The following is a 23,453-nucleotide window of genomic DNA, read 5'->3' as shown; positions in this document are numbered from 1 at the left end:
CCATGCGGCTATTGAGCGATGATGAATTGTCGCCCGAGGCAGAGGCGGTCTTTGACGAGATCCGCAAGGTCCGGCAGACGCCCTACATCACCAATTTCTGGCGGGCGCTGGCACATAACCCGTCACAACTGCGCAGCGTCTGGGACGAGATGCGCCCGGTCCTTCGCGCAGGAGAGCTTGATCCGCTGGTCAAGGAGATGATCTATCTCGCGCTCTCCATCAGCAATGCCTGCCCCTATTGCATCGCCCAGCACAAGAGCCAGGCGCGGGCGCGTGGCATGACGGAGGGGCAGTATATCGAGCTGATCGCGCTTGTGAATCTCGCCAACCGAACCAACCGGCTTGCGACGGGCATGCAGGTTCCCGTGGATGAAATCTTCCGCCAGCCGACCGACCCCGCCTGAAGGCCGGCAGGCCTTCGCCTCCGGCCCGTGTGACGCAGCGGCTTGACCCGGTTCACGCGTGTACGCGCTTTCAAGGATCGGCAGGAATTCAAGGCTTGGGCACATGAATGCCTGGGCTGGATCAGGGGGCTTTGCCGCCCGCCGGGATCGCTTTCCGCCTCATCTCTGGAATCGGGTGGCGGAGGCGAGGCGGGCGCGCAAGGCTGGATGATCCCGAAGGAGATTGTCCATGCCTGCAACCCACATTCAGCCGCACCCCGCCTCGCCACCTCAGGTTCCTGCCCCAAGCCTCCGCCCGGCTGCGATCCGGCTTGCCATTCGCGGCCTCGACCCCGCACCGTTTGCCCCCTTGTTCCGGATGGGTCCGGCTGACCTGGTGGCGCGTGGCATCCGCAAGGTTGTTGTGCCGGAGAACCCCGGCATCATGTTTCCTTGCCGGGTCAGCCTCGATTACCCGGAGGCCGGCGAGGAAATGCTTCTGCTCAACCATCGGCATCTCGACCACCCCGCCTCGCCTTATCGGGCGGAGGGGCCGATCTTCGTGCGGCGCGGTGTACCGGCTTTCGATGCGGTAGACCAGCTGCCGCCGGTCATCATCCAGCGGCCAATGGCCGTGCGCGCCTATGACGAGGCGATGATGATGGTCGAGGCGGAAATCGCCGACAAGGGCGAGATCGATGACCTTGCCCGCCAGTGGCTGCGGCAGCCCGGCATCGCCCATGTCGACGTGCATTCGATGCGGCGTGGCTGCTTTTTCTGCCGGATCCATCGAGGCTGACCGACCCCGCAACCACCTATGTCCCGTACAAAAACAAAAAGCCCGCCGGATGGCGGGCTTTCCGTTTCAAGGCGTGAGCCCCGATCAGTTCTGGACGTAGGTGATCTTGCCGTCCGCACCCTTTTTCCAGGTGTACATGACGTAATCCGGACGGGTGATGTCGCCCTTCTTGTCGAAGGAGAGATCGCCGATGACGGTCTTGAAAGTCATGCCCGAATGGATCTTCTCGGCAACCTTCTTCGGATCGAGCGACTTGGCGGATTCTGCCGCCTGCTTGATCACTTCGAACGCGGCGTAAGTGTAGAGCGTATAGGCTTCCGGGTTGATGCCCTTGGCCTTGAACGCCGCCACGATCTTGGCGGCTTCCGGACGGTTGCGCGGATCCGGCGGGAAGGTCATCAGGGTGCCTTCGACGCCCGGACCACCGATGGTGGCGAATTCGTCGGAGGTGATGCCGTCGCCCGACATCATGACAGCCTTGACGCCCTGGTCACGCATCTGGCGGACGATGAGGCCACCTTCCGTGTGCAGACCGCCCCAATAGACGACATCGATATTGGCGTTCTTCATCTTGGTGATGAGGGCCGAGAAATCCTTCTCGCCGGTGTTCACGCCTTCATAGAGCGCTTCCTTCACGCCCTTAGCATTCATCGCCTTGCGGGTTTCGTCCGCGAGGCCCTGGCCATAGGTGGTCTTGTCATGGATGACAGCGACCTTCTTGCCCTTGAAGTTCTTCGAGATATAGTCCGCCGCCACGGCGCCCTGCTGGTCGTCGCGGCCGCAGGTGCGGAACACATTCCAGAGCTTGCGCTCGGTGACGCGCGGGTTGGTCGCCGACGGCGTGATCATGAGAACGCCGTTCTCGGCATAGACTTCCGAGGCCGGAATGGTGACGCCCGAGTTGAAGGGGCCGACCACGAACTTCACGCCGTCACCGACGAACTTGTTCGCAACCGAGACGCCCTGCTTCGGATCGGCGACATCATCGCCCTTCGAGAGGGCAATCTTCTGGCCCATGATCCCGCCGGCTGCATTGAAGTCGGCAGTGGCCTGCTCGGCGCCGTCGGTGAGCTGCTTGCCGAAAGCGGCATTGGCCCCAGTGATCGGGCCGGTCACGCCGAATTTCAGCTGAGCATTGGCAGCGCCCGCGAAAGCGAGCGTGGCGGCAAGCGCGACGCCGGCCAACAAGGTTTTCTTCATCAGGTCTCTCCCTGTGACTGATAAGACGGGTTGATCTCGCCACCCGCAAGCGTCTCCAGTCGTGTTTGTTAACACGCCTGAAACCATCAAAGCCGGTTTTTTTGTCTCTGTCACCAGCCAAATTCACGCAAAATTCGATAAAATTCGGGGCATTTCACCGCAACCAACGACGATTTTCCGGTCGTCCCGCGCGGAACCGATTTTCCCCGCGCAATGCCCAAAAATTCGGCTCCGGTACAGCAAGCCGGGCTCATGCCACCTTGCGCCGCCAGCTGATCGCCGAGGTCTTCTCGAAGGCAAAACCATACTGGCGCGCCATGGCATTGGCCCGTTCATTCCGCCAGCCTAGATAAGCGAAAACCGAGATCAGCACCGTGTCGATCAAGTAGAAATGCAGCGAGAACAGCGTGCCGTGGAAAAGGGCGAAGTGGATGAACCGGACCGCCATGCCGAGCAGCGCCATATAGGGAACCAGCATCCAGGACGGACGCCAGGTCTTCGCGATGGCCTTGCCCGTCCGCCAGGCGGCCCAGCCGCCCATGATCACGGTGACGAGCAGGAACAACCAGATCGACGGTTCCTCGTAGAGAATTCCTTGCATCGGGGTTTTCCTTGTTCGGGTTTGCCCGGGCCTCAGTGATGGCCGCCTTCGAGATAGGCCGCCTTGACCTGCGGATCAGACAGGAGTTCCTTCCCGCTGCCGCTCATCGTGATCAGCCCGTTGACCATCACATAGGCGCGCGTGGCGAGCTTCAGCGCGTGATAGGCGTTCTGCTCGACGAGGAAGACGGTCATGCCTTCCTTGCGGTTGACCTCGCGGATGACGTCAAAGATCTGGCGGACCACGATCGGTGCCAGCCCGAGGGACGGTTCGTCCAGAAGCAGGAGCCGCGGCCGGCTCATCAGCGCCCGGGCGATCGCGAGCATCTGCTGCTCGCCGCCCGAGAGCGTGCCCGCCCGTTGCTGGAGGCGTTCCTTCAGCCGCGGGAAGATGGCGCAGACCTTTTCGAGATCCTCGTCGAAATAGGCGAGATTGTTGACCGAGGCCCCCATCTGGAGGTTCTCGAACACGCTCATCCTCGGAAAGACGCGGCGGCCTTCCGGGCTCTGGGCAATGCCGAGATGGGCGATCTCATGCGTCGGCATCCGGGTGATGTCGCGCCCGTCATAGGTGATCTTCCCCTCGCGCGCCTGCGGCTTGCCGAAGATCGTCATCATCAGGGTCGACTTGCCGGCACCGTTGGCGCCGATCATCGTCACGATCTCGCCCTCATGGACATCGATATCGACGCCCTTGAGCGCGATGATGTTGCCGTAATAGGTTTTCACCCCGCGTACGGCGAGAAGCGGGGCCTTCTCCGTCATGCTCATAGGCCCACCTCCGCTTCGATCTTCTCCACTTCCGCTTCGTCCTCGGCACCGAGATAGGCGGCGATGACCCGGGGATCGGACTTGACCTGGTCGGGCGTGCCATCCGAAATCTTGGTGCCGTAATCCAGCACCACGACGTGATCGGAAATCTCCATGACAACCGACATGTCATGCTCGATGAGCAGAAGCGACGTACCGTGATCATCGCGGATCGATCGCAGCAGCGCGTTGAGCTCGAGGCTTTCGCGCGGGTTGAGGCCTGCCGCCGGCTCGTCAAGGCAAAGCAGGACGGGCTCGGTGCACATGGCGCGCGCGATTTCGAGGCGACGCTGGTCGCCATAGGGCAGGTCCCCGGCGGGATCATCAGCACGGTCGATCAGCCTGGTTTTCTCGAGCCAGTATTTGGCGGACTCGATCGCGGCCTTCTCGCGATTGCGGAAGCCGGCAAAGCCGAGCAGGCCCCCGATGGTCCAGTTCGAGGCGACCATCAGCGGATTATGCTGCGCCACCATCAGGTTCTCGAGGACGGTCATCCCGGAGAAAAGACGGATATTCTGGAACGTCCGGGCGACCTTCGCCCGCGCCGAGACCTGGAAATCCGGCATCCGCTCCAGCAGGTAGAGTCTGCCATCGGCGGTTGAGATGTGGTCGTTCGGTGTGTCCGTCAGCCGCTCGACATGGGCGTCAATGTCGATCGCGCCGTGACGCAGGGCCATGCGGCCCGTCGTCGGCTTGTAGAACCCGGTGATGCAGTTGAACACCGTGGTCTTGCCGGCCCCGTTGGGGCCGATCAGGGCCGTGATGTCCCCACGGCCGGCCGTGAAGGTCAGGTCATTGACCGCGACGAGGCCGCCAAAGCGCATCGTCAGGTTCTGGACCTTGAGGATCGGATCCGAAAGCGCACGCATCAGAATTCTTCTTTCCGCAGGAGCCGGAGCGCGGGGTGAACAGGCGGGAGCCGGCGGATCATCCATGCCCCTCCTTCACCAGGTCGGACGACACGGCCTTCTTCTCCTTGAGGAAGACGGAAGGCTCGCGCACCGAAATCAGGCCGCGCGGTTTCCAGAGCATCATCAGCACCATGCAGGCGCCGAAAATCAGCATCCGGTATTGGGCCGGGTCGAAATTGTCGCCGAAATAGGCCTTCAGGAAATCCAGTTCGCGCAGGAGTTCGACGCCGCCCACCAGCAGGATCGAGGCGATCACGACACCGAGCAGGCTGCCCATGCCGCCGAGAACGACGATGGCCAGGATCTGCGCCGATTCCAGGAAGACGAAGCTTTCCGGCGAGATGAAGCCCTGACGGGCCGCGAAGAAGGCCCCGGCAAAACCGCCGAACATCGCGCCGATCGCGAAGGCCGTCAGCTTGGTGTTCACCGTATTGATGCCCAGCGACCGGCAGGCGATCTCGTCCTCGCGCAGGGCTTCCCAGGCCCGGCCGACCGGCAATCGCCGCAGCCGGGTGGACACCAGGGCCGTGATCAGCGCCAGGATCAGGATGACGTAGAAAAGGAAGATCGTTCGGTAGATCGGTGTGAATTCGAGCCCGAATGTCGCGGCAAATCCGCTCTCCGTGGCATTGAAGGGCACACCGAAGAAACTTGGCCTCGGGATCGAGGAGATACCGGCATAGCCGCCCGAGAACTCGACCCAGTTGATCAGCACGAGGCGGATGATTTCCCCGAAGGCGAGGGTGACGATGGCGAGATAGTCGCCGCGCAGCCGCAGGACGGGGAAGCCGAGCAGGACGCCCCAGAAGGCGGCGAGGATGCCGGCAACCGGAAGGCAGATCCAGAAGGCCCAGAGCGGCCAGAAGGTCGGGCCGACCGCGCCGGCCATGAATTCCTTCACCGGCTCCGAGGTGGCCAGCAGCGCATAGGAATAGGCGCCGACGGCGTAGAAGGCGACATAGCCGAGATCGAGCAGGCCCGCGAGGCCGACCACGATGTTCAGGCCCCAGCCCAGCATGATGTAGATCAGGATCTGGATGCCTAAATTATCGATCCACTTGATCGCGCCCGAGGGGCCGGCCGTGCCGAGAACCATCATCGGGTAGACGAAGAGGAAGCCGACAAAGGCCGCCGTACCGTATTTCTCGATCTTGAGGGCGAGCGGCGTTGCCGCGGCCTTGCGCTTCTTGATCTTGCCGGCATTGATCGCCTGCCAGTAGCCGATCAGGAACCGGCCGATAAAGACAAGGCCGACAACAGTGGCGAGCAGGCCCGGCCGCGGCACGAGCACCATCTGGTTGTTGAGTGTCTGATCGGTTTTCAGACCGAGCATCAGCGAGAAAAGGCCGAAGGCGATGGCGGCCGCGAAGACCGCATCCTTCAGCAGGCCGGCGAAATTCACCGGCTCACGTGCAGGCGCTTCCATCATCATCACACCTTCTCGACTTCGGGTTTGCCCAGGAGGCCTTGCGGCATGAAGATCAGAACGATGGCCAGGATCGAAAACGCGGCGACATCCTTGTAATCAATGGAGAAATACGCCGACCAGAAAGTCTCGATCAGGCCGATGAGCATCCCGCCGAGCACCGCCCCGGGCAAGGAGCCGATGCCTCCGAGCACGGCCGCCGTGAAGGCTTTCACGCCGGGCACGAACCCGTCGGAGAACACGACGACCCCGTAATAGGTCAGGAACATGGTCCCTGCGACCGCTGCGAGGGCCGCACCCATGATGAAGGTGACGGCGATGGTGCGGTCGACATTGATGCCAAGCAGGGCCGCCATCTTCTGGTCCTGTTCACAGGCACGCTGCGCGCGGCCGAGCGGCGTCTTCTGGACGACATACCAGAAGATCCCCAGCAGAACCGCCGTCACCAGGATGATCAGGATCTGCTTGTAGGAAATGGCGACAACGAAGCCGTCCTTCTCGAAGAGGCTGATCGTGTCGCGCATGATCGGGGGGATGGGCTTGTTGCGTGCGCCCTGTGCAACCTGCACGAAATTCATCAGCAGGATCGACATGCCGATCGCCGAGATCAGCGGCGCCAGGCGGAACGAACCGCGCAGCTTCCGGTAGGCGACCCGTTCGATCGTCCAGCTGAAAAGCGATGTCACAATCATCGATACAATGAGCGCGACAAGCAACGCCAGGAAGACGGCGCCTCCGGTCATGCCCGCCAGGGCCGTTACGGCCATGAAACAGATGAGGGCCACGAAGGCCGAGATCATGAACACATCGCCATGGGCGAAGTTCACCATCCCGATGATGCCGAAGACCATCGTGTAGCCGATGGCGATGAGCCCGTAGACAGCGCCAAGCGTGACGCCATTAATCAATTGCTGGACGAATACTTCCATCCTGAAACGAACGCCTCCCCATAACGTCTCCCGTTCTATGCGGGAATTGTGCCAGTTGGCGAAACCGTCAACCGACGAAACCACGCTAGCAGCAAGCCGCAAGGCCGGCAATCACGTGGCGGTAAGACATGGACCAGCCCGTTTAGGGCTTCAATCGAAAAAATCACCCCGAACTAGGGAATACCGCCAAAGAATACAGGAAAGGGCATGGATTTCGCCGTTCATCAGGCCCGGTCCGCCAAAACAAAGCCATGCGCTAGGGGATCATGGTCATCGACAAAGATCGTGTTCAGCCCGGTCATGACGGCCCAGCCCTCGATCGAGGGGATGATGGCGGGGTATTCCCCGACCCGCGTCTCGCCCTCGATCCGGCCTGTGAAGAGCGAGCCGATGATGCTCTCGTGGATGAAGTCCTCCCCCGGCTTCAGCCGGCCGCGCGCTGCCCATTGCGCCAGCCGGGCAGAGGTTCCGGTGCCGCAGGGCGATCGATCGATCGCCTTCTCGCCATAGAAAACCGCATTGCGTGCGGTGGCGCCGGGGACGGTCGGCTTGCCGGCCCAGAGCACATGGCGGCAGCCGCGGATGGCGGGGTTTTCCGGGTGGACGAGGTCGATCGCCGCATTCACCGCCGCCCGGACACGCGGCGACCAGCGCAGGATGTCGGAGGGCTGCACCGCCTCGACGCCGGCAAAGGCGGGCTGCGGGTCGATGATCGCGTAGAAATTGCCGCCATAGGAAATATCGACCACCAGCTTGCCGAGCCCTTCCACCTCGATGGCAAGATCGCGCACGAACAGGAAGGAGGGGATGTTGATCAGCTTGACCGAGGTGACGCGGCCGCCTTCCTCGCGGTAATGCGCCTCGACGAGGCCAGCCGGCGTGTCGAGCCGCAGGATGCCCGGCGTGCGGGCCTTCACCAGCCCCTGTTCCAGCGCCATCGTGACCGTGCCGATCGTGCCATGACCGCACATGGGCAGGCAGCCGGTGGTTTCGATATAGAGGATCGCGATGTCGCAATCGGGCCGCGTCGGCGGATAGAGGATGGAGCCGGACATCATGTCATGGCCGCGTGGCTCGAACATGAGCGCGGTGCGGATCCAGTCATAGTCGCGCATGAAATGGTCGCGCTTCTCGCTCATCGTGGCGCCCTTGAGGTCGGGGCCACCGCCGACGACCATGCGGACCGGATTGCCGCAGGTATGCCCGTCGACGCAGAAGAACGTGTGCCTTGCCATGGTCTTGAATGCCCTGCTTTCAGGAAAGGGGAGAAACGTGGCCGCGGGGATCGATCCGCGCCGCATCGGGCAGGCGGGCCTGCCCGGCCGGATCCAGCGCGAAGGCGGGCGGCGATGCCCAGCCCATCTCGCGCGCGACGAGGCAGCCGATCATCAGGATCGCATCCGGCGTGCCCATGACGAGGGCGGCGGGCGCGATGCCGAGGCGGATCAGTTCGAGCAGCACGGCCGATGAGGAGGAGGAGCCGATCGTGGCCGGCAGGCAAAGGATCGCCCCGCCGATGGTGCGGCCGCATTCCGGATGGCGGACCTGGATGATCCGCCCGCTTGCCGGGTCGACGCCGCCCCAGAAGGAGAGCGGCGCAGAAAGCTGCAGCACGGGGCCGGATGCCTCGCCGGGAAGGAGCGGGTTGAGTGCGGGGAACGTCATGACCAGAGCCTTTCCTCGCGGACGAGGCGGCCCGACACGGCACTTTCGACGCATTCCGCCATGGCACCGTATTGCACGGCATAGCCGGTATTGCCCGGCGCATAATGGGCGAATTTGCCGGAATTGGTCATCAGCACGCCTTTCACGCCGTCGAGGATCGGTGTGACGACGACGCAGGTATCGGCGACCAACGTGACACCCGCTGCCTCGAGGGCGCGGCGCCGGCCGGCCGCTTCCAGTTCGGCCACGGCATGGCGCCCGGTGCAGGCATAGAAGGGGCGTGCAAGCCGGCGACCGGCGATCAGGCGGTCAAGTTCGAGCAATTCCTCGGCCGAGCAATGCGGCGATCCAATCGCCACGGCGTCGATCGCGGTCTCGCCCGTGGTCGAGAGCCCGGCCCGCGCGGCGTTCAGCATGGCGGCGTTGACCGGCACCACCGGAATGCTCTCTCCGCCGGTGACGGTGGCAAGGTCCGGGGCTTCCGGTGTCGCGCCGAGAATATGGAACAGGCCAACTGCGCCCGCCGAGGCAGCGGCGGCGCCGAAAGCCTTCAGCCGGTCCTCGGTGGCACAGCCCTCGAGGCCGATCACGACGCCGATATCCGTGCCCGCGCGTTGGCCGAACAGGGTGCCGATGACCGGCCAGAAGACATCCGAGTTCCGCAAGGCGGGCGACAGGCCGGAACAATCGAGCGCGAAGACCGCGCGGCGGTTTTCCGGGATATGCAGCCCGTAATAGGGGGCGCGGGCGGTCATGGCACAGCATATGTCGAGGAAATCGCCGTAGCGGTTGGTGCGCGCGCCCAGCACGGAATTGCAGAAGGCGACCGCGTTGGATTCCCCCCAGGCGACATCGCTGCCCAGGGCGGGGCGATGCCCGGCCTGATAGGGCGCGCAGGTCCAGGTCGGGGCGCAGCCCATCGCCTCGTAGGCGCGCATCATCCGGTAGGCCATGTCATGCTGGTGGGGCGGCAACCGCGTCTTCGCGCCGCAGGCAAGATCAAGCGCGCCGACATTCAGTGTGGTCGGGATGGCGAGTTTCGCGCCGAGACGGACAAGATGCTCGGCGAAGAGCGTGCCGGAATCACCATGATACAGCGCGCCGTCAATATGGGCGGAGACGACCGGCACAAGCCGGGCGGCGCCCATCAGGCGCGCGGTTTCGGTGATGATGCGCATGGCCAAAGCCATGCCCTCACCCTGATCGCCGGCGAGCAGGCGGGTTTCTTCCGGGGTCAAGGCAAGGCTCATGCAAACTTCCCAGAGGCAGGAGGATCAGCCAGAAATTGTATCCAATATACGATCAGGACACGGTGGCACGGGAAACGGGTTCTGGCAAGGCCACCCGCGCAGGAGCATAGCGGCTCCGGTGACCGCGTAAATCGCCTCCGTGAAATCGTTGCGGATTCCCCTTGCCGATTCGGCCGAATGTCGTCACTTGAGGGGTAAGGAGACCAAGCGTGACTGCACCAGCTTCGGCGCCCCCGGATGCGGCCTCGCCGGATCGGCAGGCCCTTTTCCGCGATGCCATGAGCCGGGTTGCCGGTGCCGTGCATCTGATCACGACCGATGGCCCGGCCGGCCGCGGCGGGTTGACCGCAACCGCCGTCACCTCGGTTTCCGATGCGCCGCCCACCCTGCTCGTCTGCCTCAACCAGAATAGCCGCACGGCCGCGATCCTCCGGCAGAACATGGCCTTCGCCGTCAATACGCTGGGGGCCGGCCAGCAGGAACTGGCCAATGTCTTCGCCGGGCGGACTCCGGCCCGGGGCGAGGCGCGGTTCACGCATGGCGCCTGGCGCAACGGCGCGGCCGGACAGCCGCTGCTTGGCGATGCGCTGGTTCATTTCGAGGCGAGGGTGATCGATTTCCGCCCTGTGGCGAGCCATTTCGTGGTGATCGGCGAGATTCTCGGGATCGGCCTTGGCCATGCCCATGGCGGGCTGGTCTATGTCCGCCGGGCCTACCACGCGGTGTGAACGGTCCTTCAGGGCAGGGCGTTTCCCTCAGACCGAACGGGTAATTCCGCCATCCACCCGGATATTCTGGCCGGTGATGTAACCGGCATCGGGCGAAAGCAGGAAAGCGGCAGTCTTCGCGATTTCCGCCACCGTGCCGTAGCGCTTCATCGGAATGCGGGCCTTGAACACTTCCTTTTCCGGCAGGGAATCGATGAAGCCCGGCAGGAGGTTGTTCATCCGGATATTCTGGGCGGCATAGCGATCCGCGTAGAGCTTGGCGAAGGAAGCCAGGCCGGCGCGCAAGGTGCAGGAGATCGGAAAGGCGGGATCGGGTTCGAAAGCGGCGAAGGTCGAGATATTGACGATGGCGCCGCCGCCCTGCTTCTCCATGATCGGGGTGATCTGCCGGCAGATCCGGACGACATTGAGGATGATCAGGTCGAGGCCCTTCGCCCAGTCCTCGTCCGAGAGGGCGAGCAGATCGCCCTTCGGGGGATGGCCGGTGGAAAGGACAGCCCCGTCGATGCGCCCCCAGGCGCCCATTGCGCCATCCACCAGCCGGGCGAGATCCGCCGGATCGGTGACGGAGCCGGTGATGCCGATGCCGCCGAGTTCCTTCGCCAGGGTTTCCGCATTGCCCGAGGGGGAGAGCAGCGCGACATTCCAGCCGCGGGAGACGAGTTCGCGCGCGCAGGCGCCGCCCATGCCCTTGCCGGCGCCGGTGAGGATCGCGACCGGCATCAGGCCGTACCGAGGAAGGCGGCGACGACGCGGTTGTAATCGGCCGGAGATTCGCAATTGGCGATATGCGAGCCAGGCACAACGGCCTTTTTTGCGCCCGGGATGTTGCTCACCATGATCTCGCCCATGGCCGGCGTGGTGGCGATGTCCTTCTCCCCGATCACCACGAGGACCGGGTTCGAGATCGACTTGATCGCCTCGCGCTGGTCCATGTCGCGCAGGGCAGCACAACAGGCGGTGTAGCCGGTCACGGTGGCTTCGCGCACCTGATCGGTGATGCGGGCCACTTCGCCGGGGTTCGACTGGTTGAAGGCGGGCGTGAACCAGCGCATCTTCATCGCCTCGGCGATGGCGCCCATGCCCTCGCGATGGGCGAGCCGTATCCGGGCATTCCAGTCGGTGAAGGGCGGGCCCATGAAGGCGGCGGTGTTGCCGAGGACGGCGCGGTTGATCCGGTCCGGGTGATACGTGAGCAGATACATGCCGACCATGCCGCCCATCGAGCAGCCGACCCAGTCGGCCTTGTGGATATGGAGCGTGTCGAGGATGCGCAGGGCGTCCTGCGCCAGCATGGCCAGCGAATAGGGGCCGGGCGGGCAGGAGGAGCCGCCGTGGCCGCGCACGTCATAGCGGATCACGCGGTGGGTTTCGGCAAAGACGGGGATCTGGGCATCCCACATTTCAAGCGTCGCGCCGAGACTGTTCGAAAACATGAGCGGCGGGTTGGCCGTGGAGCCGTCACGCGCGATGCGGAACCGGACATCGCCGGCATCGATGAAGGAGATTTCGGAAGACAAAGGGAGATCCTCGGGAAGGGTTCGTCGCGAACCTGCCTAGCTTCATGGCAATCGGATGGAAAAACAAGCGAAAGCGGCACGGCTTCTTCGGCGGAAGGCCTTCTTCATGAAGCGGGTGTTTCCGGCGGTTTTCTTGCCGGCTATCAGCTTTTGAATTGCTGCGATGCGCAAACGAATTTGCCGGTTTGCGTGCAATTGGCCGCTTGACGGTTTCTTTAGAACGGGTCCACCTTAGAAAAACCGGGGAAAAAGACCCAAAAACGGCATTACAAGGCCCCGCCAGGAAACGTTGGGCGCGGTTTTGTGCCCATTTTCGCTCAAGGAGAGTTTCATGCCCAAGGTGAGCATGACCGTGAACGGCAAGCGCGTGAGCGCCGATGTCGAGGGCCGGACGCTGCTGGTTCAGTTCCTGCGGGAGCATCAGCGCCTGACGGGGACCCATGTCGGCTGCGACACCAGCCAGTGCGGCGCCTGCGTGGTCCATGTCGATGGCAGGGCCATCAAGGCCTGCACGACGCTCGCCCTTTCCTGCGAGGGGGCGAATGTCACAACGATCGAGGGGCTGGCCAACGGCACCGAACTGCACCCGATGCAGGCGGCGTTCCGGACGCATCACGGCCTGCAATGCGGCTTCTGCACGCCCGGCATGATCATGGCGGCGATCGATATGGTCAACCGGCTCGGCTACGACCTTTCGGAAGAGACGATCCGCCACGAGCTCGAGGGCAATATCTGCCGTTGCACGGGCTACCACAACATCGTCAAGGCCATCCAGGCCGGCGCAGCCGCCATGGGCGGCATGAAGGTCGCTGCGGAATAACAAGGGCAGTCCGAACAAGGCGGTCGGCAGTCGAGGCGAGATCCGCACCGATTGCCGGAAGCCCAATGCCCGGATCATCAGGAGGGAACACCATGGCTGGCACCGGAATTGGTGCGCGCGTCGAGCGCAAGGAAGATTTCCGCTTCATCACTGGCAAGGGCAATTACACGGACGATATCAACCGTCCCGGGCAGGCCCATGCCTATTTCCTGCGTTCGCCGCATGCCCATGCGAAGATCCGCAAGATCGATACCGCCAAAGCTGCGGCGATGCCGGGCGTTGTCGGGATCTTCACCGGCGCCGATATCGAGGCGGACAAGGTCGGCGGGCTGATCTGCGGCTGGATGATCCATTCGAAGGACGGCACCCCGATGAAGGCCGGCGCCCATCCGGCGCTGGCGGTCGGGAAGGTGCGCTATGTCGGGGATCATGTCGCCGTCGTCATCGCCGAGACGCTCGCCGAGGCGCGCGACGCAGCGGAAGCGATCATCGTCGATTACGAGCCGCTGAAGCCGGTTGTCGACCTTGCCTCCGCGACGAAGAAGGGCAGCCCCGCCATCCATGATGCCGCGCCGGACAACCAGGTCTATGACTGGCATCTCGGCGACGAGGCTGCCGTGAAGGCAGCCTTCAGGAAGGCGAAACACGTCACGAAGATCGACCTCGTCAATAACCGCCTCATTCCCAACGCAATGGAACCGCGCGCGGCGATCGGCGACTACAATCCCGGCGAGGAAGCCTTCACGCTCTACACGACCAGCCAGAACCCGCATGTCGCGCGGCTGGTGCTTTCCGCCTTCATCGGCATTGCGCCGGAGCACAAGCTCCGCGTGATCGCGCCGGATGTCGGCGGCGGATTCGGCTCCAAGATCTTCATCTATGCCGAGGAGACGATCTGCGTCTGGGCGGCCAAGAAGGTCGGGCGGCCGGTGAAATGGGTGGCGGACCGGACCGAGGAATTCCTCGCCATTGCCCATGGCCGCGACCATCTCACCCATGCCGAGATGGCGATTGACGAGAATGGCAAGATCCTCGGGCTTCATGTGAAGACGCGGGCCAATCTCGGCGCCTACCTCTCCACCTTCGCTTCCTCGGTGCCGACCTATCTCTATGTGCCGCTCCTGTCGGGGCAGTACAATATCCCCGCCATCTACGGCGAGGTGGAGGCCGTTTACACGAACACCGCCCCGGTCGACGCCTATCGCGGCGCCGGCCGGCCGGAAGCCACTTTCGTGATCGAGCGGCTGATGGAAGTGGCGGCCCGTGAACTCGGCATGGATCCGGCGGCATTCCGCAAGAAGAACTTCATCAAGTCCTTCCCGCACCAGACGCCGGTGATCATGTGCTATGACACGGGCGACTACAACGCCTCGCTGGCCAAGGCGATGGAGATCCATGATGTGAAGGGCTTCGCCCGCCGCAAGCGCGAGAGCGCCAAGGCCGGAAAGCTGCGCGGCCTCGGCTATTCGGCCTATATCGAAGCCTGCGGCATCGCGCCGTCGGCGGCGGTGGGCTCGCTCGGCGCGGGTGTCGGCCTGTGGGAATCGGCCGAGGTGCGCGTCAACCCGGTCGGGACCGTGGAAGTGCTGACCGGCTCGCACAGCCACGGCCAGGGCCACGAGACCACCTTCGCCCAGCTCGTGGCCGGGCGGCTCGGCATCCCGATTGAGAATGTCGCGATCGTCCATGGCGATACCGACAAGGTGCAGATGGGCATGGGCACCTATGGCTCCCGGTCCGGCGCGGTGGGGATGTCCGCCATCGTCAAGGCGCTCGACAAGATCGAGGCCAAGGCCAAGAAGGTGGCCAGTTTCGTGCTGGAAGCCTCCGAGGCTGATATCGACTTCAAGGACGGCCAGTTCTCGGTGAAGGGTACCGACAAGTCGATCGATTTTGCCTCGGTCGCCCTGCAGGCCTATATCGCCCACAAGTTCACCGGCGAACAGCTCGAGCCGGGGCTGAAGGAGGGGGCCTTCTATGACCCGACCAACTTCACCTTCCCCTCGGGCGTGCATATTGCCGAAGTCGAGATCGACCCCGATACCGGCGTCACCACCATCGCCAAATGGACGGCGGTGGATGATTTCGGCGTGATCATCAACCCGATGATCGTGGAAGGGCAGGTCCATGGCGGCATTGCGCAGGGGATCGGGCAGGCGCTGCTCGAAGGAGCCGTCTACGACTCCAACGGCCAGCTTCTGACCGCGAGCTACATGGATTACGCCATGCCGCGCGCCGATGACCTGCCGTCCTTCCGCGTCGACCACACCACCACACCGTGCCCATCGAACCCACTGGGCATCAAGGGTTGTGGCGAGGCTGGCGCCATCGCTGCGCCTGCGGCGGTGATGAACGCGATCACCGACGCGCTCGGCCACGAGAATATCGCCATGCCGGCCACGCCGCAGGCCGTCTGGCAGGCGGCGCAGGCCGGCCTCGCGCGGGCTGCGGAATAAGATCGGGGCATGGGCAGTTGGCCTTCGGCAGTCCGAGCACAACTGCCGATGGCCAACTCCCGACCGCCTCACTGAATTCAGGAGATCCACCATGTACGCCTTTGATTTCCATCGTCCCGCCACCCTTCGCCAGGCCAACAGCCTGATCGGCAAGGTCGAGGATGCGAAGATCCTCGCCGGGGGGCAGACCCTGCTCCCCACCATGAAACAGCGGCTGGCCAGCCCCGCTGCCGTGATCGACCTGTCCGGCGTGCCGGAACTGGTAGGGATCGAGCAGAAGGGCCGTAACCTTGTCATCGGTGCGATGACGAGCCATGCCGAAGTGGCTTCCTCCGCGCTCGTCCGGGAGTTGCTGCCCGGGCTTGCCGCCCTGGCGGGCGGCATCGGTGACCCGCATGTGCGCCACAAGGGCACGATCGGCGGCTCGATCGCCAATAATGATCCGGCAGCGGATTATCCGGCCGGACTGCTGGCCCTCGGTGCGACGATTGTCACCAATCGGCGGAAGATCCCGGCGGGCGAGTTCTTCACCGGCATGTTCTCGACCGCGCTCGACGAGGGCGAGATCATCACGAAGGTCATTGTGCCGACGGGCGGCAAGTTCGCCTATGCGAAGTTCCGCAACCCGGCCTCGCGCTATGCGATGGTGGGTGTCGCCGTCGGCAAGAAGGGTTCGTCGGTGGTCGTCGCCGTGACGGGCGCCGGCTCGGATGGCGTGTTCCGCTGGGCGGAAGCCGAAGCGGCGCTCGGCAAGCGCTTCAACGCGAAATCGCTCGAGGGCGTGACGAATCCGCCGGCCAAGGATCTGAACAGCGATATCCACGCCTCGGCGGAATATCGCAGCCATCTCATCGGCGTGATGGCCCGCCGGGCTGTCACGGCCGCCACGGCAAAATGAGTGCGGAGCCGGCCGGAGCTATCCGGCCGGCCTTCCCTCAAGCGGTGGGATAGAAGAAGCGCTCCTCGACGATCTTCCCGTCGCGGACGGTATAGAGGCCGAATTCTTCCATCTGCATGCGCTGGCCGGTCATTTTCGGGGTGACGTCCAGCGAGAACCGCATCAGGAACTGGTTGCCGTTGATCAGGGGGCCATCGGCATTGGCGGAATGGACCTCATGGTTGGCATACCACCAGTCGCTCTTGGCTTTCACGGCTTCGGCGCCATGGCAAGCCGCCATCGGCCCTTCCATCGCCTCGAAGCTGGCAATATCCGGCGCGTTGAACTGAGTGGCAGCTTCGATATGCTTGCCATCCTTCAGCAGCGCCGCGAAAGCGATTGCGGTTTCCTTCGGGTTCATTGTTCAATCTCCTTGCAGGTTGGACGAGAACAGAAATAGAACATCAATATGACGCCTTTGCAACGGGCGGCATCCGGAGACAGGTCAGCGTGCGCGTTCTGGAATTTGCCCTGGCCTCGCTGCTGATCGAGATGACGCCCGGGCCGAACATGGCCTATCTCGCCACGCTCGCGCTGGCCGAAGGCCGTCGCGTGGGGCTGGCGGCCGTGGCCGGGGTGGCCCTCGGGCTGACGGGCATCGGCCTCGCCTCGATGTTCGGCCTCGCCACGCTGATCGAGACCGTGCCGATGGCCTATGACGGTTTGCGCTATGGCGGGGCCACCTTCCTGCTTTACCTCGCCTGGGACGCGTGGCGCGGCGCTGCCGCCGAGAACGGCGACGGGGCAGGCCCGCGTGCGGCGTTCCGGAGGGCGCTCGTCACCAACCTGCTCAACCCGAAAGCGGCAGCCTTCTATGTGCTGGTCCTGCCGCTCTTCCTCACACCGGCAGCCGGCGGCGTGGCTGGGCAGACCCTGCTGCTTGTGCTGATCTATGTGCTGGTCGCGACGGCGGTCCATGCCCTGATCGTGCTGTTCGCCGCCGCGCTCCGGCCCTATCTCGTGGAAGGGCCGCGCGAGCGGCTGGTCCGCCGCCTGCTGGCGGTGTCGATCGCGCTGGTCGCGGTCTGGTTTTTCTGGGGGACCCGTCGATGATCCATGCGCCTGCCTCGATCGATGCCACGCTCGATCTGCTCCGCGCCGAATCCTATGTCGCGGAGCGCGGCTTCGCGACCGTGCTGTTTCTCGCGCTGCGGCTCGGCCGGCCGCTCTTCCTCGAGGGGGAAGCCGGCGTCGGCAAGACCGAGATCGCCAAGGTGCTGGCGCGGGCCTTGGGCCGCAAGCTGATCCGGCTGCAATGCTATGAAGGGCTCGACAGCGCTGCTGCGCTTTATGAGTGGAACTATGCAGGCCAGATGATGGCGATCCGCCTCGGCGAGGCCTCGGGCGAGCATGACCGGGCGAAGCTCGCCGCGGACGTGTTTTCCGAACGCTTCCTCGTCAAGCGGCCGCTGCTGCAAGCGCTGGAGGCTGATCCGGCCGGCCCGCCGGTGCTGCTGATCGACGAGCTGGACCGCACGGACGAGGCCTTCGAGGCGTTCCTGCTGGAAATCCTTTCCGATTTCCAGGCGACGATCCCGGAACTCGGCACGATCCGCGCGCCGGCGCCGCCGATCGTCATCATCACCTCGAACCGCACCCGCGAGGTGCATGACGCCTTGAAGCGCCGCTGCCTCTACCATTGGGTCGATTACCCGGATACCGCGCGGGAACTCGCGATCCTCAAGGCCAAGGCGCCGAAGGTGCCGGCGCAGCTCTCGAAGCAGATCGTGGCCTATGTCCAGGCGATCCGTCAGGAAGACCTGTTCAAGGTGCCCGGCGTCGCCGAGACGCTGGACTGGGCCACCGCATTGGTTGAACTCGATGCCGTGGCACTCGACCCGGCTCTCGTTTCCGACACGCTCGGCGTGCTGCTGAAATACCAGGATGACATCGTCAAGCTGCAGGGCAGCCGCGCCAAGGAAATCCTTGATGAGGTGAGGGCCGGGTTGTGAGAACAGGAGCGCAGGGGCCAATGGACGATGATGATCTCGCCAGCATCCGGTCGGCGGTGCAAACCTATCTCGACGGGCTTTACGAGGGCGATGCGGAAAAGCTCGCGGCCGTTTTTCATCCGACGTCGGCCCTGACGCAGTTCAGCGAGGGCGCCTTGCGGATTACCCCGAGGGACGCTTGGCTGGATGCCGTGCGCAACCGGCCGTCGCCGCGTGCCGCCGGCCTTCCGCGTCATGATCGCATCCTGACGATCGACCTTGCTGGCCCCGGCATGGCGCATGTGAAACTCGCCTGCGCCATTCCGCCCCGCTTCTTCACAGATCTGCTGTCTTTCCTCAAAATCGATGGGCGATGGCTGGTTGCCCAGAAGGTCTTCATGACCGAGACACGCGCGTGACGACAATCGACCCGCCCGCAGCTGCCGGCGGACATCTCGCCGAGAACGTGGCCTTTTTCGGCCGCGCGCTTCGTCAGGCGGGAATGGCGGTCGGGCCGGGGGCGATGCTCGATGCCGTGGCAGCGATCGAGGCGATCGGAATCGGCCACAAGGAGGAGTTCCGAGCAGCGCTTGAGGCCGTCTTCGTCAAGCGGCGGCAGGATGCGGACCTGTTCGACCAGGCCTTCCGGCTGTTCTGGCGGCGGCGGGCGCTGCTCGAGAAAATGATGGCCTCGATGATGCCGGTGGCGCCGGGCGATCCGGACTCGCGGCGCGAGGAGGCGCTTCGTCGGCTGACCGAGGCGCTGTTCCAGCCGAAGCCGCCCGAGGACCAGCCGGAGCGCGAGCGGGTCGATCTCGATTCCCGGCTTACCGTTTCGGATATCGAGGTGTTCCGAAGCCGCGATTTTGACGGCATGTCAGCGCTCGAACTGGCCGAAGCGAAGCGCGAGGTGGCGCGGCTGGTCATGCCGCTCCAGCATGTGAAGACGCGGCGTTTCGTGGCCGATCCACACGGCAACCGGCCCGATCCGCGGCGGGCGATGCGCGCCAGCCTGCGGGCCGGCGGCGATGCATTCGAATTGCGCTTCCGGGCGCGGGCGGAGAAAGTGCCGCCGCTTGTCGCCCTGTGCGATATTTCCGGTTCGATGAGCCAGTATTCGCGGATTTTCCTGCATTTCATGCATGCCGTGGCCCAGACCGGGCGGCGCGTTTCGGCCTTCACCTTCGCCACGGAGCTGACGAATGTCAGCCATGCGCTGAAGAGCACCAAGGACCCCGATCTCGCCTTGCGCGGCGCGGCGAAAATGGTGCGCGACTGGGATGGTGGCACGCGGATCGGCCAGACGCTGGAGCGGTTCAACAAACGCTGGGCACGGCGGGTGATGAGCGGCGGCGCGGTGGTCCTGCTCATCACCGACGGGCTGGAACGGGACCTCCGCCCCGATCTCGCGCGCGAACTCGCGCGGCTCCGGCGCTCGGCACGGCGGCTCATCTGGCTCAATCCGCTGCTGCGTTTCGACGGGTTCGAGGCGAAAGCGGCGGGCATCCGGGCGATGCTGCCGCATGTTGACGAATTCCGCACCTGTCATAGCCTGAACGCCATGGCCGATCTGTGCCGGGCGCTGGCGGACGGGCAGGGCACAGGCGCGGATCCGCGTCGCTACCTCCGGGAGGGACCATGAGCGAACCTGTTGCGGGTGGGCTGGCCACCGAAACCGAAATCCTCGCCACGGCCGAGGCCTGGCGGAAAGCCGGGCGCGGCGTCGCGCTTGCGACCGTCACCGAGACCTGGGGCTCCGCGCCGCGGCCGGTCGGCTCGCATCTTGTCATTGACGGAGAGGGGAATTTCCTCGGCTCGGTTTCCGGGGGCTGCGTCGAGGGCGCAGTGGTGACGGAGGCGATCGATGTCATCGCCAGCGGGGTGCCGAAACGGCTCGAATTCGGCGTGGCGGACGAGACGGCCTGGCGCGTCGGCCTGTCCTGCGGCGGGCGGATCGCCGTGCATGTCGTACCGGTCAACTGAGGATTTCCGGTGGATCTCGCCCTGCTCTCCGCCCTGAACCGCCATCGCGCCGCCCGCGAGGCGGTGGCGCTCGTCACCGATCTCGCCAGCGCCGCCGCCCGGCTGGTGACGCCGGAGGGGCTGGCCGGTGACCCCGCCGCCGAAGCTCTGGCCGAGGCCTTCCGGACCGGCAAGTCCATGAAATCGATGGCCGGGGACCGGGAAACCTTTATCGATGTCCATGTCCCGCCGGTGCGGCTGATCGTGATCGGGGCGGTGCATATCAGCCAGGCGCTGGCCGAGATGGCGCGGCTGGTCGAACTCGACTGCACGCTGATCGACCCGCGCGAGGCCTTTGCCACGCCGGAGCGCTTTCCGAATGTGCGGTTGATCGCGGAATGGCCGGATGTGGCGCTGCCGCCATTGAAGCCGGACCGCTACACCGCCTTTGTCGCGCTGACGCATGACCCCAAGATCGACGATCCCGCCCTGACGGTCGCGCTCCGGGCCGGGTGCTTCTATATCGGCGCATTGGGCAGCCGGAAGACGCATGCCAAACGGCTTGAACGGCTGGCGGCGGCCGGGTTTTCCGAGCGTGATCTCGCGCGGATCCACGCGCCGATCGGGCTCGATATCGGCGCGGTCAGCCCGGCGGAGATTGCCGTGTCGATCCTCGCCGAGATTATCGGCACGCAGCGCCAGCGGCGGCGCAGCTGATGTTTTTCGGGCGGGTTCCCGTCAGCGAGGCCGAGGGCGCCGTGCTGGCGCATCAGGTCCGGGCGGGCGAGACCGCTTTCCGCAAGGGCCATCGGCTCGACGGGGCGGATTGCCGCTCGCTCGCCGCAGCGGGGATGGCGGAGGTGACGATTGCCCGGCTTGAACCGGGCGATCTTTCCGAGGACGAGGCGGCCGCGCGGCTGGCCGAGGCGGCGCTCGGACCGGGCCTGCGGGCCGACCCGGCCTTTACGGGGCGGGCCAATCTCTTCGCCACGGAAGCGGGGCTGTTCGTACCGGAACCAGCCGCGATTGACGCTTTCAATCTGATCGATCCCGATCTGACGCTTGCCACCCTGCCGGCCTTCCGCCGGGTGGTGCCGGGCGAGATGGTGGCAACGGTCAAGATCATCCCCTTCGCCGTGCCGGGCGCGCTGGTCGAGGCTGGTTGCCGGCAACTCGCCGCCGGCGCGATGCGGGTCGCGCCGTTCCGGCCGAAACGGGTGGCGCTGCTGTCGCTGCGCCTGCCGGGCCTGAAGGAGAGTGTGATCGAGAAGACGCGGCGGGTGATGGAGGCGCGGCTTGCCGCCCTCGGCAGCCGGCTCGTTTCGGAAGCACGGATCGAGCATCGGCAGGAAGCGCTGGAAGCCAGCCTCGCAGCGCTTGATCCTGCCGGTTTCGACATTCTCATCGTGTTCGGCGCTGCGGCGATCGCCGACCGGCGCGATGTGATTCCCGCGTCCATCGAGGCGCAGGGCGGGCGGCTCGTCCATCTCGGAATGCCGGTCGATCCCGGCAATCTTCTGATGCTGGCGGGATGGCAGGGCAAGCCGGTGATCGGCGCGCCGGGTTGTGCCCGCTCGCCGCGCGAGAACGGCTTTGACTGGGTGCTGGCGCGGCTCTGCGCCGATCTTCCGGTAAGCGGGCGCGATCTCCAGCGCATGGGCACGGGCGGGTTGCTGATGGAGATTGTCTCGCGGCCGCAGCCCCGTGCCGGCGAGGTTCGGCCTGCCGGTCCGGGCGCGTTCGGGATTGTCATTCTCGCGGCCGGGCGATCGACCCGGTTTGGCGCGGAGAACAAGCTGCTTGCTTCGTTCGAGGGGCGGCCGATGCTGGCCCATGTGCTGGATACGGCTCGGGCGGCGGCGCTGGGGCCGGTTGTTGTCGTGACCGGGCATGAGGCCGAAACGATCGAGGCGCTGGCGGCCGGCATGGGAGCCCGGCTCATCGCGAACCCTGATTACCGCGAGGGGCTTGCCACTTCGCTCAGGGCAGGGCTTGCGGCCATGCCCCCGGAGACCGGGGCCGCGTTCATCATGCTGGGGGATATGCCCCGCCTGCTGCCGGAGACGTTGCAGCGCCTTGCGCAGCAGTCCTATGAGCAGCCGGAGATGGACGCCTATGTGCCGGTGCATCATGGCCAGTGGGGCAACCCGGTTCTGGTGCGGCGGGGCCTGTTTCCGGACCTCATGGCCCTGACGGGCGACCAGGGTGCGCGGCGGTTGCTGGAGGCGCGGCGCGACCGGGTGGCCGAGGTGCCGGTCCAGGATCCCGGCATCCTTGCGGATTTCGACACGCGGGCCGCACTCGAGGCGGCGGCGGGTGGTCCGGCAGGGGCGCTTCCTGCGTAAGCCCGGCAGGCGCGGTTTTCCGCGTGGGCAAGGGCAGGATTTTCCATGACGAAGACGGCAGTGATTTTCGGCAGCACCGGGGGCATCGGTGCGGCCACGGCCCATGGACTCAAGGCGAAGGGTTATACGCTTCATCTCGCGGGGCGGGATGCCGCGCGGCTCGCGGCGCTGGCCGGCGAGCTGGGTGCCGGGTTCACGGCCGGTGATGCCCGCGAGCCGTCCCATTTCGCCGATCTCGCCGCTACTCTCGGCGACAGGCCCGTCGACGCGCTTGTCTATGCGGTCGGTTCGATCAATCTCAAGCCGCTCAACCGGCTGAAGGACGAGGACTTCCTCGGCGATTTCACGCTCAACGCCCTGGGCGCGGCGCGTGCGGTGCAGGCCCTGCTGCCGGCGCTCAAACGCAGCGAGGCGGCGTCGATCGTGCTGTTCTCGACCGTGGCGGTCGCGCAGGGCTTCTCTGCCCATGCCTCGGTCTCGATGGCGAAAGGCGCGATCGAAGGGTTGACCCGCGCGCTCGGAGCGGAACTCGCGCCGCGGATCCGCGTCAATTGCATCGCGCCCTCGCTGACGCGGACGAAGATGGCGGCAGCGCTGACCGGCAACGAGGCCATGGCCAAGGCGATTGCCGAGCTGCATGCCGTGCCGCGCCTCGGCCAGCCGGAGGACGTGGCCGGGCTGGCAACCTTCCTCGCCAGCGCGGAAAGCGGCTGGATTTCTGGGCAGGTCATGGCGGTGGATGGCGGCCGCTCGCGGCTGCGCACCAAGGGCTGAGGCAGGC

26 protein-coding genes are annotated in these 23,453 nt (G+C 65.1%); 14 read left to right on the top strand and 12 right to left on the bottom strand.

Annotation, left to right across the window (positions count from 1 at the left end):
- Positions 1 to 2 precede the first annotated feature (2 nt).
- Together P0652_RS03330 and P0652_RS03325 are read left to right on the top strand one after the other, a co-directional pair.
- On the top strand, positions 3 to 404 hold the full coding sequence (locus P0652_RS03330) for a carboxymuconolactone decarboxylase family protein (RefSeq protein WP_284177327.1): 402 nt from the start codon (positions 3 to 5) through the stop codon (positions 402 to 404).
- Between the two features lie 229 nt (positions 405 to 633).
- Positions 634 to 1,182, top strand: coding sequence for a DUF1203 domain-containing protein (locus P0652_RS03325; protein WP_284177326.1), 549 nt, complete (start codon positions 634 to 636; stop codon positions 1,180 to 1,182).
- Between the two features lie 84 nt (positions 1,183 to 1,266).
- Here the strand turns inward: P0652_RS03325 and P0652_RS03320 are convergent, their stop codons facing one another.
- The 9 genes from P0652_RS03320 to P0652_RS03280 all read right to left on the bottom strand — a co-directional run bounded on the left by P0652_RS03320 (position 1,267) and on the right by P0652_RS03280 (position 9,973).
- Positions 1,267 to 2,382, bottom strand: coding sequence for a branched-chain amino acid ABC transporter substrate-binding protein (locus tag P0652_RS03320; protein WP_284177325.1), 1,116 nt, complete (start codon positions 2,380 to 2,382; stop codon positions 1,267 to 1,269).
- 250 nt (positions 2,383 to 2,632) lie between these two features.
- Positions 2,633 to 2,983, bottom strand: coding sequence for a DUF6867 family protein (locus P0652_RS03315; RefSeq protein ID WP_284177324.1), 351 nt, complete (start codon positions 2,981 to 2,983; stop codon positions 2,633 to 2,635).
- 32 nt (positions 2,984 to 3,015) lie between these two features.
- The gene (locus P0652_RS03310; protein WP_284177323.1) at positions 3,016 to 3,753 is read right to left on the bottom strand and encodes an ABC transporter ATP-binding protein; all 738 of its coding nucleotides are present in this window, start codon (positions 3,751 to 3,753) and stop codon (positions 3,016 to 3,018) included.
- Positions 3,750 to 4,661, bottom strand: coding sequence for an ABC transporter ATP-binding protein (locus tag P0652_RS03305; RefSeq protein WP_284177322.1), 912 nt, complete (start codon positions 4,659 to 4,661; stop codon positions 3,750 to 3,752). Before P0652_RS03305 ends, P0652_RS03310 begins: the two co-directional genes overlap by 4 nt.
- A gap of 58 nt (positions 4,662 to 4,719) precedes the next feature.
- On the bottom strand, positions 4,720 to 6,135 hold the full coding sequence (gene livM / locus P0652_RS03300) for a high-affinity branched-chain amino acid ABC transporter permease LivM (protein WP_284177321.1): 1,416 nt from the start codon (positions 6,133 to 6,135) through the stop codon (positions 4,720 to 4,722).
- Positions 6,135 to 7,058 carry a branched-chain amino acid ABC transporter permease gene (locus P0652_RS03295; protein WP_284177320.1) on the bottom strand — a complete coding sequence of 308 codons (924 nt, stop codon included), beginning with the start codon at positions 7,056 to 7,058 and terminating at the stop codon, positions 6,135 to 6,137. Before P0652_RS03295 ends, livM begins: the two co-directional genes overlap by 1 nt.
- A gap of 224 nt (positions 7,059 to 7,282) precedes the next feature.
- On the bottom strand, positions 7,283 to 8,293 hold the full coding sequence (locus P0652_RS03290) for a 4-hydroxyproline epimerase (RefSeq protein WP_284177319.1): 1,011 nt from the start codon (positions 8,291 to 8,293) through the stop codon (positions 7,283 to 7,285).
- A 19-nt stretch (positions 8,294 to 8,312) separates the two neighbouring features.
- The gene (locus tag P0652_RS03285) at positions 8,313 to 8,723 is read right to left on the bottom strand and encodes an aconitase X swivel domain-containing protein (protein ID WP_284177318.1); all 411 of its coding nucleotides are present in this window, start codon (positions 8,721 to 8,723) and stop codon (positions 8,313 to 8,315) included.
- A complete protein-coding gene (locus P0652_RS03280; RefSeq protein WP_284177317.1) occupies positions 8,720 to 9,973 on the bottom strand; it encodes an aconitase X in 1,254 nt (417 codons plus the stop codon). The genes P0652_RS03285 and P0652_RS03280 overlap by 4 nt, the downstream gene beginning before the upstream one ends.
- Positions 9,974 to 10,182: 209 nt before the next feature.
- Between P0652_RS03280 and P0652_RS03275 the strand changes: the two genes are divergently transcribed.
- Positions 10,183 to 10,701, top strand: a complete 519-nt coding sequence (locus tag P0652_RS03275; protein WP_284177316.1) for a flavin reductase — start codon at positions 10,183 to 10,185, stop codon at positions 10,699 to 10,701.
- A 27-nt stretch (positions 10,702 to 10,728) separates the two neighbouring features.
- On the opposite strand, the gene P0652_RS03270 is transcribed toward P0652_RS03275, so the two are convergent.
- Both P0652_RS03270 and pcaD read right to left on the bottom strand, forming a co-directional pair.
- A complete protein-coding gene (locus tag P0652_RS03270) occupies positions 10,729 to 11,424 on the bottom strand; it encodes an SDR family oxidoreductase (RefSeq protein WP_284177315.1) in 696 nt (231 codons plus the stop codon).
- Entirely contained in the window at positions 11,424 to 12,221 is a 798-nt protein-coding gene (gene pcaD / locus P0652_RS03265) for a 3-oxoadipate enol-lactonase (protein WP_284177314.1), read from the bottom strand. Before pcaD ends, P0652_RS03270 begins: the two co-directional genes overlap by 1 nt.
- A 331-nt stretch (positions 12,222 to 12,552) precedes the next feature.
- On the opposite strand from pcaD, the gene P0652_RS03260 reads away from it, so the two are divergent.
- The 3 genes from P0652_RS03260 (at position 12,553) to P0652_RS03250 (ending at position 16,395) form a co-directional block, all read left to right on the top strand.
- Positions 12,553 to 13,041, top strand: coding sequence for a (2Fe-2S)-binding protein (locus P0652_RS03260; protein WP_284177313.1), 489 nt, complete (start codon positions 12,553 to 12,555; stop codon positions 13,039 to 13,041).
- A 92-nt stretch (positions 13,042 to 13,133) separates the two neighbouring features.
- A complete protein-coding gene (locus tag P0652_RS03255; RefSeq protein ID WP_284177312.1) occupies positions 13,134 to 15,497 on the top strand; it encodes a xanthine dehydrogenase family protein molybdopterin-binding subunit in 2,364 nt (787 codons plus the stop codon).
- 91 nt (positions 15,498 to 15,588) lie between these two features.
- On the top strand, positions 15,589 to 16,395 hold the full coding sequence (locus P0652_RS03250; protein WP_284177311.1) for an FAD binding domain-containing protein: 807 nt from the start codon (positions 15,589 to 15,591) through the stop codon (positions 16,393 to 16,395).
- A 37-nt stretch (positions 16,396 to 16,432) separates the two neighbouring features.
- On the opposite strand, the gene P0652_RS03245 is transcribed toward P0652_RS03250, so the two are convergent.
- Positions 16,433 to 16,795 carry a nuclear transport factor 2 family protein gene (locus tag P0652_RS03245; RefSeq protein WP_284177310.1) on the bottom strand — a complete coding sequence of 121 codons (363 nt, stop codon included), beginning with the start codon at positions 16,793 to 16,795 and terminating at the stop codon, positions 16,433 to 16,435.
- 89 nt (positions 16,796 to 16,884) lie between these two features.
- Here P0652_RS03245 and P0652_RS03240 point away from each other — a divergent pair, with 89 nt between their 5' ends.
- From P0652_RS03240 to P0652_RS03205, 8 genes are read left to right on the top strand one after another with little or no spacing between them, the layout of a single operon-like run.
- A complete protein-coding gene (locus P0652_RS03240; protein ID WP_284177309.1) occupies positions 16,885 to 17,487 on the top strand; it encodes a LysE family translocator in 603 nt (200 codons plus the stop codon).
- The gene (locus P0652_RS03235; RefSeq protein WP_284177308.1) at positions 17,484 to 18,386 is read left to right on the top strand and encodes an AAA family ATPase; all 903 of its coding nucleotides are present in this window, start codon (positions 17,484 to 17,486) and stop codon (positions 18,384 to 18,386) included. Before P0652_RS03240 ends, P0652_RS03235 begins: the two co-directional genes overlap by 4 nt.
- A 20-nt stretch (positions 18,387 to 18,406) precedes the next feature.
- Complete coding sequence (locus tag P0652_RS03230) at positions 18,407 to 18,784, top strand: nuclear transport factor 2 family protein (protein WP_284177307.1); 378 nt, start codon at positions 18,407 to 18,409, stop codon at positions 18,782 to 18,784.
- Positions 18,781 to 20,007, top strand: coding sequence for a vWA domain-containing protein (locus P0652_RS03225; protein WP_284177306.1), 1,227 nt, complete (start codon positions 18,781 to 18,783; stop codon positions 20,005 to 20,007). The genes P0652_RS03230 and P0652_RS03225 overlap by 4 nt, the downstream gene beginning before the upstream one ends.
- Entirely contained in the window at positions 20,004 to 20,348 is a 345-nt protein-coding gene (locus tag P0652_RS03220) for an XdhC family protein (RefSeq protein ID WP_284177305.1), read from the top strand. The genes P0652_RS03225 and P0652_RS03220 overlap by 4 nt, the downstream gene beginning before the upstream one ends.
- 9 nt (positions 20,349 to 20,357) lie before the next feature.
- Positions 20,358 to 21,044: an XdhC family protein gene (locus tag P0652_RS03215; protein ID WP_284177304.1), complete on the top strand. Its 687-nt coding sequence runs from the start codon at positions 20,358 to 20,360 to the stop codon at positions 21,042 to 21,044.
- Positions 21,044 to 22,672 (top strand): NTP transferase domain-containing protein, encoded by a 1,629-nt coding sequence (locus P0652_RS03210; RefSeq protein WP_284177303.1) that lies wholly within the window; start codon positions 21,044 to 21,046, stop codon positions 22,670 to 22,672. Before P0652_RS03215 ends, P0652_RS03210 begins: the two co-directional genes overlap by 1 nt.
- A gap of 45 nt (positions 22,673 to 22,717) precedes the next feature.
- Entirely contained in the window at positions 22,718 to 23,446 is a 729-nt protein-coding gene (locus P0652_RS03205) for an SDR family NAD(P)-dependent oxidoreductase (RefSeq protein WP_284177302.1), read from the top strand.
- The last annotated feature ends 7 nt before the right edge of the window (positions 23,447 to 23,453 follow it).

The sequence above is a fragment of the Rhabdaerophilum sp. SD176 genome, assembly GCF_030143245.1.
In the GTDB taxonomy this organism is placed as follows: Bacteria; Pseudomonadota; Alphaproteobacteria; order Rhizobiales; family Beijerinckiaceae; genus Rhabdaerophilum.
The sequence above is the reverse complement of the archived record's forward strand: the minus strand, read 5'-3'. Positions and strand labels throughout refer to the sequence as shown.